The sequence below is a fragment of the Bacteroides reticulotermitis JCM 10512 genome (assembly GCF_000517545.1).
GTDB classification, from domain to species: Bacteria; Bacteroidota; Bacteroidia; order Bacteroidales; family Bacteroidaceae; genus Bacteroides; species Bacteroides reticulotermitis.
In genome coordinates, this window is the sequence record NZ_BAIV01000004.1 from 44,404 (window position 1) to 57,495 (window position 13,092).

Genomic DNA, 13,092 nt, shown 5'->3' on the forward strand with positions numbered 1-13,092 from the left:
TAATGACAATAGATATGAAGTTTAAAAGAATGTTATTGGGCTTCTCATTCTTGATAGGTGTGCCTGTGCTTGCACAGACACCAACCTATCAGGATGTCAGCAAGCCTATCGAAGAACGGGTAAAAGATGCGCTCAGCCGGATGACGCTTGAAGAGAAGATTGCCATGACACACGCACAGTCGAAATTCAGTTCACCGGGTGTTCCCCGATTGGGAATCCCCGAAGTATGGGCGACTGATGGGCCGCATGGAATTCGCCCGGAAGTGTTGTGGGATGAATGGGAGCAAGCAGGTTGGACGAATGACTCTTGTATCGCCTTTCCTGCGCTGACCTGTCTGGCAGCGACGTGGAACCCCGAAGTATCTCACCTATATGGCAAAAGTATCGGTGAAGAGGCACGTTACCGGAAGAAAGATATTCTGCTCGGTCCCGGGGTTAACATCTATCGCACTCCGTTGAATGGGCGTAATTTTGAATATATGGGCGAAGATCCGTATCTATCCGCCACCATGGTGGTTCCTTACATCAAAGGAGTACAGGAGAACGGAGTAGCTGCCTGTGTGAAGCATTATGCACTGAATAATCAGGAATTCAAACGTCATACGACCAATGTGAACCTGAGCGACCGCGCTCTTTATGAAATCTACCTGCCCGCCTTTAAAGCGGCTGTGCAAGAGGGTGGCACCTGGTCCATTATGGGTTCCTATAATCTGTATCAGGGCATACACGCTTGCCACAACAAACGACTGCTTCAAGATATACTCCGTGACGAATGGGGATTTGACGGCGTAGTGGTTTCCGACTGGGGTGGTGTGCATGATACTGAGCAGGCTATATTCAACGGGTTGGATCTGGAGTTCGGTTCGTGGACAAACGGCCTTTCGGATGGTACACGAAGTGCTTACGATAACTACTACCTTGCAGACCCATACCTGAAGCTGATTCGGGAAGGGAAAGTGGGCACGAAAGAGCTCGATGAAAAGGTGGGTAATATTCTCCGTTTGATCTTCCGGACGTCGATGAATACGGGCAAACCGTTTGGTTCGTTGGGCTCACCCGAACACGGAAAGGCGGGACGTACGATTGGTGAAGAGGGAATTGTCTTGTTGCAGAACACGAACAATCTACTGCCTATCGACTTGAACAAAGCGAAGACGATTGCCGTTGTCGGTGAGAATGCCATCAAGATGATGACCGTGGGTGGTGGAAGCTCTTCACTGAAAGTGAAATACGAGATATCTCCGTTGGACGGTTTGGTGCAGCGCATCGGCTCAAAAGCGAAGGTTGTATATGCTCGTGGTTATGTGGGCGACCCTACCGGTGAGTACAACGGTGTGAAATCCGGTCAGGATTTGAAAGACGATCGGTCGGAAGACGAACTCTTAGCTGAGGCTTTAGCAGCTGCTAAAACGGCGGATTATGTCATTTTCATCGGTGGACTAAACAAAAGTAACAACCAGGATTGTGAAGATACCGACCGGGCAGCCTTGGAATTACCCTATGCACAAAACAGAGTTATCAATGAGTTGGCTAAAGTGAATAAGAACCTGATTGTAGTCAATATCTCCGGTAATGCGGTTGCCATGCCTTGGGTGAAGAGCGTTCCTGCCATTGTGCAAGGTTGGTATCTGGGATCAGAAGCAGGTACGGCACTTGCCTCCGTATTGGTTGGCGATGTAGCCCCATCGGGTAAACTACCTTTTACTTTCCCCGTTCGGTTGGAAGATGTAGGCGCGCATAAGTTGGGCGAATATCCCGGAAATGCCGGTGAATTGGCACAGTCTACTCATGCGGGCGATACGATTAATGAAACGTATCACGACGATATATACGTAGGCTATCGGTGGGCGGATAAAGAAAAGATCCAACCCCTCTTTCCCTTCGGACATGGATTGAGCTATACCACCTTTGCGTATGGCAAGCCGACAGCTGACAAGCAAACGATGACAGCCGATGCTACCATTACCTTTACCGTCACGGTGAAGAATACAGGTACTCGTGAAGGACAGGAAGTCGTTCAGCTTTATATCAGCGATAAGAAATCCTCTCTGCCCGTCCGGTGAAAGAGTTGAAAGGTTTCAAGAAAGTGAAACTCGCTCCCGGTGAAGAGCAAACTGTAACGCTGACAATTGATCAGAAGGCATTGAGCTACTTTGATGATGCCAAGCATGCGTGGATAGCCGAGCCGGGTAAGTTCGAAGCCTTGGTCGGAAGTTCCTCTAGAGATATAAAAGGGGCGGTTCCCTTTGAGTTGAGATAGGTCAGTTTTGTTTTAGGTAAAAAGGAAGAGGCAGCCCGTGTATGGGCTGCCTTTGTTGTTCTTGCACTTTGCCTTGGGCAGTACTGATACTGTGTTGTTTTAGGAAACTTTTTCTTTATTCTGGATTAATGTAACCAATAGTAAAGCATCTGTAACCTAGCAAATAGAAAAGCCCTGACGGAGTTGAGGCTCCTTTTCTTTATTCTTGTAACTTTGTCAGCAAACAAATGAGCTAAAACTGTACGGTATGAAAAACGCATGCTTTTGGATTCTTCTTCTTTTCGTTTGCCCGCTTCAGGCGCAACAGAGTCTTTCACATTTACAGAAACAGGGAACGGCCACGCAACTGGTTGTCGATGGAAAGCCATTCTTGATTATTGGCGGTGAATTGGGCAATTCTTCGGCTTCTTCGCCTGCTGATATCGAACGTATCTTCCCGAAACTGCAACGGATGGGACTCAATACGGTACTCGTTCCGGCGTACTGGGATCTGACCGAACCAGTGGAAGGACAATTCGACTTTTCGCTGACCGATAAAGTCATCCGGCAAGCTCGGGAGAATAAGTTAAAGGTGGTCTTCCTGTGGTTTGGTGCCTGGAAAAACTCCATGAGTTGTTACGCTCCGCTTTGGTTCAAAGAAGATTATAAGAAGTATCCCCGTGCGTATACGAAAGCCGGGAAGCCGCTCGAAATAGCCAGTGCCTTCTCCGAAAATGTATTCAAGGCAGACAACCGGGCTTTCTCGGCATGGTTGAAGCACGTGGCGTCTGTGGATGCCAAGGAAGGAACGGTGGTCATGGTTCAGATACAGAATGAGATCGGTATGCTGGAAGATGCACGCGACTACTCCAAAGAAGCGACTAAGCTCTTTAATGCGCCTGTTCCGTCCCATTTCATCGACTATTTACTCCAAAATAAGAAGCTGCTGCATCCTGAGATGCTGGCTAAATGGGAAAGCCGGGGATGCTTGAAGAAAGGAACCTGGCAGGAGGTGTTCGGTGGCGATGTGTATACGGATGAAATCTTTATGGCGTGGTCGTATGCTTTGTATGTGGAACGGATGGCCAAGGAAGCCCGTACGATTTATAACGTCCCGCTATATGTCAATGCGGCGATGAATAGCCGGAATCGTAAGCCGGGTGAATATCCTTCGGCAGGACCGTTGGCTCATCTGATCGATGTATGGCATTGTGCCGCTCCAACGATTGACTTTCTGGCTCCCGACTTGTATGATAAAGGATTTGTAGATTGGGTAGCCAAGTATAAACTGCACAACAACCCGCTTTTCATTGCTGAGATTCGTCTTGAAGACAATGATGGTGTCCGTGCCTTCTATGTGTTTGGTGAGCACGATGCGATCGGTTTCTGTCCGTTCTCTATCGAAGATGGTTCCGATAAACCGATGCTCCCTTGGTACAGAGCTATGCTACCCTCAAAGAATTGATGCCTCTGCTCACGAAATATCAGGGGAAAGCTTCGATGAATGGGCTGCTATTTGATCAGGATAACCAAGAGCGTATACTCTCTTACGACGATCTGCGGATAACCTGCCGACATAATTTTACGCTGCCTTGGGATCCGCGTGCAAGCGACGGAAGTGTATGGCCCGAAGGAGGAGGTGTATTGATTCGCCTAGCCCGGAACGAGTACATTGTGGCTGGTAGCGGCCTTGTGCTTGAGTTTAAGAAAGAGGGCGAAGAGAAAGCGAAGCATACGCAGGCATTGGGTGAAGATGGCTTTGTTAGTGTCGGTGGAAAGGGGCAAAAGGTTGAATCCGGCTGGCAGGGTGGTATGCGGGCTGGGATTGGTTCTGTAGACGAGGTCAATGTGAACGAAGATGGTTCTCTACGTTATATTCGCAGACTGAATGGCGATCAGGATCATCAGGGGCGTCATGTCCGCATCTCTGTCGGACAATTCAGCATCTTGCACGTCAAACTGTACGATTATAAATAGGTTTTGGGGTAATGCTCCTTTGTTTTCCGCGTATCCTTATTTGATAGTTTACCGATGAACCGAAGTGACAGGTTATGCCAATGCCTTGGCACAGCTGTGCCACTACGGTGGCACAAGCGTTACATGGGGGTGGCACTGTTACGATAACGGGAAGAACTCCTGTGAAAGTTCGGGCGCATAATGGTGACAACGTATTGAGACAAACCAATACATTAGACAACCTATCTAAAAGAAGCGGGCTTTTGACCGGTCCTCTTGCTTCTTTTCAACTAAATCGTGTGTTAAGGCAAGAGTCCCGGATACTATTATTCGTAGCTTACGGATAGTGTAATATCGTTTGCATTCGATTTAGGCAGGATATAGGCTATGCACCAAGATCCATAACCGTTTGGAGAGTTAGTAGGACGGTTATTTTGAACCGAGTCTTTTTGTTAGCTACTCTTGTGATCTCTTTCTTGATTTTGTCAATCCCATAATGAGCGGTTCCTTTGATCACCAGAAGTGTATGCGTTTCGAAATTAATGGCTTCTAATTCAGGGTAAGCCGAAAATATTCGCTGAAACTCTTCGATATCATTGATTATAATCGGTTGTTCATCCTCTCCTTCTAACTGGGCCCGCTCTGGCAACGGATACTCGTCATAGTTGAGGTACTCGATCTTCTCTTCATTATCACAACCGGATAGCAATAAGGCGTATCCAGATAGGAATGCCAACAAAAGAAAGGGTAAAAACTTTTTCATAGTAAGGTCTGTTTGAAGGGGTTAAACAATATGTCGCAATGACTTTTTGCAAAGTTATTAATTAAAGTGAATAAATCAACTTTTTTGTCTTTATGTTTTACAAATACCGGGACTGTCGTTTTCCGAGTTCAAGACAAGCAAGCTTTCCGGTCCCATATTGAAGAGTAAGTCAATGATGCTTAAGTTAGGGAGGAAGCCCAGTTTTGATTCAAAGACTTGATAATAAGGACGTGGAGTAAACTCCGGATCGACCAAACGAAAGTCCTTTTTGGGATGGATAATCTCTCGGAAGTCGGCCTCGTTGGAGGCAAACTCCAACTTGTACTCCGAAGTACGTTCTATGACAGGCGTCATGTCAACCAATTCACAAACCATTTGAGTCATTTCTTCGTTGAAATCGGCTAAAAACTCATATCGCTTCTCATAGAAGGGACGGAAATCATCCTTATAATATTCAAAGAAAGGCGTGTTGTTGTAGGCCGATTCGATGGCATTCCAATGCAGATGCCGCCAGTTGCCATGATCGGAGATACGGATATCTTTCATCGGGCATTTCAAGGTATCAGGCTTTACCGTTGGGATCGAGAGAGCCAACTCACCATCAGCCCGGCAATGGTGCAGCGGTTGCGATACGTCTGCTTCATATAATGGTCGTATTGTTCCACGTACACTTTGTCGTATTTCAATAACTTGGTATAATACTCGACCGGTGGCAGATAGGCTGAAGAAAGATAAGCTATTCTCATAGGGTAAAGACTGAAAAATAGAGTTGAATACTCATTTATTGGTTTATAATTCGGATAGATTCTTAAAATAACTCCAAGAAGTTTGCTTATAACTTCCACTCGTTCCGACAGGAACCCATAAGCGGATGCTGCTATTCTGCTCCAATCCTTTGAATGTGCTTGCTTCCACCTTGGGAGGAGTCGGGTTCGAACAGTAGATCTCCGTCAGATTCTTGCAATTGTTGAATACATTCTCGCCCATCTTCTCCAATTTCGCCGGAAGATAAACTTTCGATAGGTTCTGGCAGCGGGTGAACGAACTTTCAAGTATGCTAGTCACACTTTCAGGGAAGCGGATCGTACGGATTGCCGGACAATTAAAGAATGTATTTCTAGGAATTGTTTGGACCTTGTCGGACAATTGTATCTCTTGCAGAAAAAGAGCTTGATTAAACGCATACGTACGCAATTGAGTGACTGTCGACGGCATGATGTAGACCGAGTCGGTCTTGTAAGACGGATAATAAATCAGCGTGGTAGCGTCTTTGGAGTAAAGCACCCCGTCTTTGTCCATGAAGTTGGCGTTGGCAGTATGAGCTTTGACAGCTTTTAAGGAGAGACAGCCCCGCCAAGCATTCGGATGAACGTCTGTGGTCTTTGCAGGAAGTTCAATTTCCTGTAAGGAACTACAGTTATTGAATGCCATTTGTAGGATCGATTGCGTCTGCTCCGGCAGTATGAGTTTAGCCAGATTGGTGCAATCACTGAATAAATAGGGGCTAACTGTTTTGTTGTCAGTCATGAAGTACTGAACATAATAGTTATCTCCCTCCTTGACGTACTTCCAGCTGTGGTTCTTATAATCCCTGTCTCCTTTAAGCTGGCATAATTGTTCCCATTCCTTGTCAGTCATCGTTTCGAAGCGGAAGGTTTGCGGAGCCTGCCCGGACGTCTTGCTTCGCATGGTATGTGTCCGCTTGACGGTTCGAGCATTCAGCGTTGTATAAGGGTGCAGGGTATCTGACATGATTTCGGCTTTCGATAAATCCAACGTACGCAGGTCGCCTCCCTGTTCCCAGACCGAACTTGTGGCACCCGCCATTTTCCGCATCAGGCGTAAATCCTGCGTATTGATCTTCCCGATAACACGTAAAGAGGTTAGTTTTTGTGCCTCTTCATCGGATAAATGCTGCTTCAGACTGCCCGCTTCGGTTAGCGTAACCGTCTTAGACAGTTCCTCCTTAATCGTTCCCGGGCGTAGGTTGACTATAATGTTATTGAACATCCGGAAATTGTCTTTGCCGGCTTTCAAGGCGGATAATTTGAAGAATCCGTTTAGATTGCCTTCCCAGCCCCAATTGAAGTGGAAAAAGTCGTCAATGAAACCGTCGCAGACAAAGGCGTGCCGGTGTCCGCTGCAAAGAACCGGACGCTTCGCTTCCAGTTCCCTGTAAAGGAGTTGCTGTAATTCGCTATCCGTTAACTCTTTCTTCGATATGTTGCGGATGGAAGGATGAAAACCGAAATGCTTCAGCAGCGCATTGGATGCATTGTTTATAACCGCGCTCGTGGCCTCCGAAGAGAATTTAGCTTCTGCCGAATAAGCACAGTAATAGAGCAATTCGCAAATACTTTCGGATGTTTCTTTCGAACTTGTCGAGGTCACCTTCTTCTCTATAGGCTCCCAATCAATGCGTAAAGCGTCATAATTTACCCGGGCAGAGACCTCTTTATCGTTTTGATCGATGTACGTATAATAATTCTCTCCCGTACCGCGATCGGGGTATTGGTAATATTTCATAATTTGTCCCATGGCGATGGGTGTACATCCTACCAACGACCGTTTGCCCTTTTCGTCCAGAGGCATATGTCCGTTATAAGGCTCCTTTTGTCCCCAGGCAATCTGTTTGAGCAAAGGAGGGCAGATGTTGTGTTTGAATGTGTAACAAACCGGTTCTTCCGTTGTGTCCGTTGCTTTGCCTTCCTGCCATTCCTTGATTTCCGTACAATATTCAGCCAATATTGATTTGAATGTGTTGTTTTCCAATTGGATGTTGCCTTGCACGTCGAAAGCCAGTATGGGGTAAGGAAGTGCATCGTCACCCGATACGACAACGTAGCCCAACGGTCCCTTATCCCAACGATAGTTGACTACATAGATTTGTTTTAAATTCAGCACTTCATGCTCAAAATCCCGTGGAAACTGTTTCCGGATGGAAAACATGTACTTATCAGCAACTTTAACAGCCTGCTTACTTGTAATAGGAGCAGCCGCAAGAACCGAGGTGAGTAATGTTGCGCCTACTAGTAAGCATATGCGTATAGTTTTCATAGATTGTATGGTTTATAGTAGAAATTAGGATACATATACTAAGTCATGTCATTGCACGGATGTAAAGAAACGTTCCCAACGGTAACCCTCCAAGTAACCGGTGCTTTTCTTCTTCGAATACCAGATAAGTGAAGCTTTCCCGATGATATGGTCTTGCGGTACGAAACCGAATAAACGCGAATCAGAGAGGTTGGCGGCATGATTGGCGCCCATCCAGTAATAGTTTTTGGTGAAATAGCAATGCTGTGTCGGCTGTCCGTTTACATAGAGCGTGTCGTTCTTTATTTCAGCCTGCTTGCCTTCGTGCATCACCAGGGTGTTGCGTAGCAATGTGATATTCCAGGGATATACCCGGAGCGCTTTCCCTTTGCTGGGAACAACGAGCGGGTGTGCTTTGCAAGCGGTATTTGCCTTTGCCGGGTGTAGCCACTTCTGTCCATGTAACGCCTGCTTTAAGAGATGATATTGGTAGAAACCGAAACGACGGGTATGCAATGTGTCGTTGCTCTCCACAATGCCCTCGTTGGGGATGGAAAGTGTCTGCATCAAGGTGGTGAGGAGAGCTTCCTTGGCAGGCGGATAAGCAAAGAGTCGGCGGTGTTTGGGACAGAGCGTATCGGTAGGGGAAACAACTGAAAACAGAGAGTCTACCAGTAAAGTGTCTCCGGGAAGACCGATGCAACGGCTTATGTAAACCTCCCGGCGGTCAATGAGTGGTTGCTGGATGGCGAACGGATTGTTGAATACCACAATATCCAGATCCTTTACCGGACTTTCGCCCCAACGGTGGTAAGAGAAGATCGACATGAACGGAATTCGCAAACCATAGCTCCATTTATTGACCAAGATACGCTCGCCCGGCAGAATTGAATCTTCCATGCCTGCGGATGGAATAAGGCAAGAGGTAAAGGCGAAACCACGAAGTAGGAGCACAAGAATGACCACAATAGCGAGTTTTACTCCAGTCCTCTTCCAGGGAGTAGAGGATGAGCTTCTACCATTTTGCCTGCGCTTTCCCATATGCTTACTGTTTCTTTCCATTCAGCTCTTCTAAGTTTGCTATTCCTTTTTGCTCTTCACATCCTTTCCCTTCATTAGCCGGTTAGCGGTGAGTAGCTTTAAAACCGCCTATTCACCGGAAGAAAGTTAGGAGAGAAGTACAAGACGATGGAATGCCGGAATGCTCGCATAGCAGCCCGGCATCACTCGTATGTTAGTGTACCCATTTAAAGATACGATTCCAGCGAATCCTGCCGTCAAACCAGTCGCGGTCTTTGTTGAGCGAAAGCCATACGACAATCGGTTTGCCAACGATATGGTCTTCCGGTACAAATCCCCAGTAGCGGGAATCGGCTGAGTTATGGCGATTGTCACCCATCATCCAGTAGTAATCCAGTTGGAACGTATATTGGTTGGTCTTTACACCGTTGATGTAGATACCATCCGTTTTTACCTCCAACTCATTGCCTTCATAGGCTCGGATGCAGCGTTCGTAAATGGGCAGGTTGTCGCTTGTCAGCGTGATTGTAGCCCCCTTAGCCGGAATCCAGATCGGACCGTAGTTGCTGCGATCCCATTGGGTGTAGAGATTAGGCGGATACATCTGTCCGGCATATATTTCCGGTTCGATTACGATCTTGCTAATCAGTTTCTTATTAGCCGATAGTGCTTCGTGCATCTTCTTGGTCAGCGGGAGGTGATAAACCGGATTCAGTCTGCCTTCCGCATTGCGGCTGTCCAGTCCCATTTCGATGAATGCACTGTTTCCTTCGATGTCTTCATACAAAGACTGATCATCTTTGCTGATCTCCAATTCACGGAAAAGATTCTCCGGAATATACGGGCCGGTTGTTTGAACAAAGTAGTTGAATTGCAGATTTTCCGGGTTTTCAACCGCTTTACCGTCGATCATCACTTGCCCGTTTACAATCTTAAGTGTATCTCCGGGGAGCCCTACGCAACGTTTTACATAGTTTTCGCGGCGGTCTACCGGTCGGTAAACAACTTTTCCGAAGCTACGCTCGTTGGCAAGTATCTGTTTGCGCCCACCGTTATAGTATAAGTCGTAGATAGCACGTTGCTGTTCGCGTGTCAGGCTATCCATGGCGATATGCTTTGAATACAGGTGTTGTCCCTCCTCGTAAGCCATTGAATAGAAATCCCGGGCTTGCATGTTGAGCGCTACGGTGTCTCCTGCGGGGAAATTGAACACAACGATATCATTCAGTTTCACCTTTCCGAAGCCGGCAACGCGTTTGTACTTCCATTGCGGCCATTCGATGTATGATTTGGTGTTGAATATCGGCAACGTATGTTGTGCCAGCGGCATGGAGAGCGGCGTGTTAGGCACACGGGCGCCGTAACTCATTTTGCTGACATATAAGAAGTCGCCTACCAACAGCGATTTTTCCAGTGAAGAAGATGGAATCTGGTAGTTCTGAAAGATGTAGATATTGACAAAGTAGACGGCTACCAAAGCGAATAGGATGGCGTCCACCCAACTCATGACTCCACGTATAATCGGATTCTTCGATTTCTTCCAGAATGCCCAGGGGACAATCTTGGTGATGTAGATGTCGAATATAAAAGGAACGACAATTAGCCCCCACCAGCTCTGTATCCAAACGAGGAAGGCGAGATAAAGAAGGGTCACAATGGTGCATTTGATCCACTGTTTGCGTGTGGCTTGTCTCATAATTGAAATGTTTATTGGGTTTGGCTACGGAGCCTTATTCATTTAAAAACGGAAATAGATCACTCATGCCTAAATAACCTTGGTTGCCCGCTGTGTATTCGGCGGCCAATACAGCGCCCAAAGCAAAACCACCCCGGTTCTTAGCATCGTGCGTGATTGTAATACTGTCTACATCAGACTCGTAACGGATGGTGTGAATACCGAATACTTCACCTTCGCGGATGGAGTGGATCGGGAGATCAGCCGGAGTAGCGGCAGTTTCTTTTACCCAATGATCTTTGCGGTCCATGTTTTCCAGAATTCCTTCGGCCAACGTAATGGCTGTTCCGCTGGGAGCATCCAGCTTATGTACATGGTGTGTTTCACTCATGGTAACATCGTAGGACGGAAATTGGTTCATGATTTTAGCCAGATACTTGTTCACGGCAGCAAAGATGGTCACACCCAGGCTGAAGTTAGACGACCAGAACAGCGTCTTGCCTTCCTCGGTACAGAGCCTTTTGATCTCATCGCCGTGTTCGGACATCCACCCGGTACTACCCGACACCAGTTTGACCCCCGCTTGAAACGTACGGATGTAGTTGCTATACGCCACCATGGGATTGGTGAACTCGATGGCTACATCTGCCGACTTGAATGCTTCCGATTCAAAATCTTGCGGGTTGTTAATATCGATGATGCAGACAATTTCGTGTCCGCGACTGTGGGCTACTTTTTCTATTTCTTTGCCCATCTTACCGTAACCGATCAATGCTATTTTCATTGTTTTTTGACTTATATTCAAAATAATAGTCGCAAAGATAAGATTTTTATTACATTTGTGGTACACATTAACGTCTTGTTAACATGGAACATTTACTCCACTATGTGTGGAAACACAAGCTGTTTCCTTTGAAAATCCTGCAAACCACCCATGGCTTACAAGTTGAAGTGATCGACCCCGGTCTTCGGAATACCGATTCCGGCCCCGATTTTTTAAGCGCGAAACTGAAAATAGACAATTTCATGTGGGTAGGAAATATCGAAATCCACACCCATGCTTCCGATTGGTTCCGTCACGGGCATGACCGGGATAAGGCTTATGACACCGTTGTACTCCATGTAGTTGAAGAAGCCGATGTCGAGGTTGCCCGTTCCAATGGCGAGGAGATACCGCAAATGCTGTTGGCGTGCCCCGACCAAATAAAGGAACACTATCAGGAATTGGCACAGTCCGATCGCTTTCCCGCCTGTCACTCCGTACTCCGTTCGCTACCAAAATTGACCATTCACTACTGGCTCTCAGCACTGCAAACCGAACGGTTGGAACAGAAAGCCCAACAGATTACCCAGCGTCTGGAACTTTGTAATCAAAACTGGGAGGATGCTTTTTTCATGACTCTTGCCCGGAATTACGGCTTCGGGCTGAATGGAGATGCCTTTGAGACTTGGGCGAAGTTGATCCCTTTGCAGGCGGTAGCCAAACACCGTGACAACCTGACTCAGGTAGAGGCTCTCTTCTTTGGTCAGGCCGGATTGCTGGAAGAATCCAATTATCCGGAGGAAGAAGATGCCTATGTTCTTAGCCTTCGTAAAGAGTTTCGCTATTTGCAACATAAGTTCGAAACCGCGAAAGTTATGGAGTCTTCTCTCTGGCGTTTCCTGCGACTTCGCCCGGAGAACTTTCCAACGATTCGCCTTGCCCAGTTGGCCTATTTATACCATCAGGGAGACAAACTCTTCTCTCGCCTCTTGGAAGTGGAAAGCCTGGAAGCGGTGAGGGCGTTGTTGACTACACAGACTTCTTCCTATTGGGAAACTCATTTCATGTTTGGGAATACCTCTCCGCAAAGGCAAAAGACACTCGGTGAACGCTCCAAAGATTTGGTTGTTATCAACACCGTAATTCCGTTTTTATACACCTTTGGCTTGCACAGAGAGGATGAAGCCCTATGCAACCGCGCCGAACGTTTGCTGGAAGAGTTGAAGGCGGAAGACAATCACATTGTTCGTTTGTGGGATGAAGCGGGCGTGGCGGTCACCAGCGCGGCGGATAGTCAGGCGCTTATCCAATTGCAGAAAAACTACTGCGATAACCGTAAGTGTTTGTTTTGCCGGTTTGGTTACGAGTACCTGCGGCGGAAATAACGATTCTTCCGCATGCATAATACCCTGCTGAGCCACCCCTTACGCAAGGTTCACTTTTTGCTTTCAGTCTTTCAGTTTACTCTGTAATTAATTGATGTATAGAAGTATAAGGCTGAAAGCTGGGGCTGAAATGTGTGTATTTTGCTTTCAGTCCTTTCAGTTTGTTTGGCAATCGGCTTGTGTATCGTTGAATAACGCTGCAAACTTTGGTTGGAAAGTAGCAGATAGTGCTTTCAGCTCTTTCAGTCGAAATGA

6 protein-coding genes and 3 pseudogenes are annotated in these 13,092 nt (G+C 46.9%); 3 read left to right on the forward strand and 6 right to left on the reverse strand.

Annotated elements, in window-relative coordinates:
• The first annotated feature begins 14 nt into the window (after positions 1-14).
• Together JCM10512_RS03090 and JCM10512_RS03095 are read left to right on the forward strand one after the other, a co-directional pair.
• A pseudogene (locus tag JCM10512_RS03090) lies at positions 15-2,260 on the forward strand (glycoside hydrolase family 3 C-terminal domain-containing protein).
• A gap of 247 nt (positions 2,261-2,507) precedes the next feature.
• Positions 2,508-4,216: pseudogene (locus JCM10512_RS03095) on the forward strand (GH35 family beta-galactosidase).
• A gap of 364 nt (positions 4,217-4,580) precedes the next feature.
• Here JCM10512_RS03095 and JCM10512_RS03100 read toward each other — a convergent pair.
• The 6 genes and pseudogenes from JCM10512_RS03100 to dapB form a co-directional block, all read right to left on the reverse strand.
• Complete coding sequence (locus JCM10512_RS03100; RefSeq protein ID WP_148298243.1) at positions 4,581-4,958, reverse strand: hypothetical protein; 378 nt, start codon at positions 4,956-4,958, stop codon at positions 4,581-4,583.
• A gap of 90 nt (positions 4,959-5,048) precedes the next feature.
• Positions 5,049-5,704 (reverse strand): annotated as a pseudogene (locus JCM10512_RS03105) (WbqC family protein).
• A gap of 43 nt (positions 5,705-5,747) precedes the next feature.
• Positions 5,748-8,015: a C10 family peptidase gene (locus tag JCM10512_RS03110; RefSeq protein ID WP_044160371.1), complete on the reverse strand. Its 2,268-nt coding sequence runs from the start codon at positions 8,013-8,015 to the stop codon at positions 5,748-5,750.
• Positions 8,016-8,063: 48 nt separating this feature from the next.
• Positions 8,064-9,035: a signal peptidase I gene (gene lepB / locus JCM10512_RS03115; RefSeq protein ID WP_081741209.1), complete on the reverse strand. Its 972-nt coding sequence runs from the start codon at positions 9,033-9,035 to the stop codon at positions 8,064-8,066.
• Positions 9,036-9,228: 193 nt separating this feature from the next.
• On the reverse strand, positions 9,229-10,710 hold the full coding sequence (locus JCM10512_RS03120; RefSeq protein ID WP_044160374.1) for a S26 family signal peptidase: 1,482 nt from the start codon (positions 10,708-10,710) through the stop codon (positions 9,229-9,231).
• 34 nt (positions 10,711-10,744) lie between these two features.
• The gene (dapB, locus tag JCM10512_RS03125) at positions 10,745-11,473 is read right to left on the reverse strand and encodes a 4-hydroxy-tetrahydrodipicolinate reductase (RefSeq protein ID WP_044160376.1); all 729 of its coding nucleotides are present in this window, start codon (positions 11,471-11,473) and stop codon (positions 10,745-10,747) included.
• An 83-nt stretch (positions 11,474-11,556) separates the two neighbouring features.
• On the opposite strand from dapB, the gene JCM10512_RS03130 reads away from it, so the two are divergent.
• A complete protein-coding gene (locus JCM10512_RS03130) occupies positions 11,557-12,837 on the forward strand; it encodes a DUF2851 family protein (protein WP_044160378.1) in 1,281 nt (426 codons plus the stop codon).
• Positions 12,838-13,092: the final 255 nt, after the last annotated feature.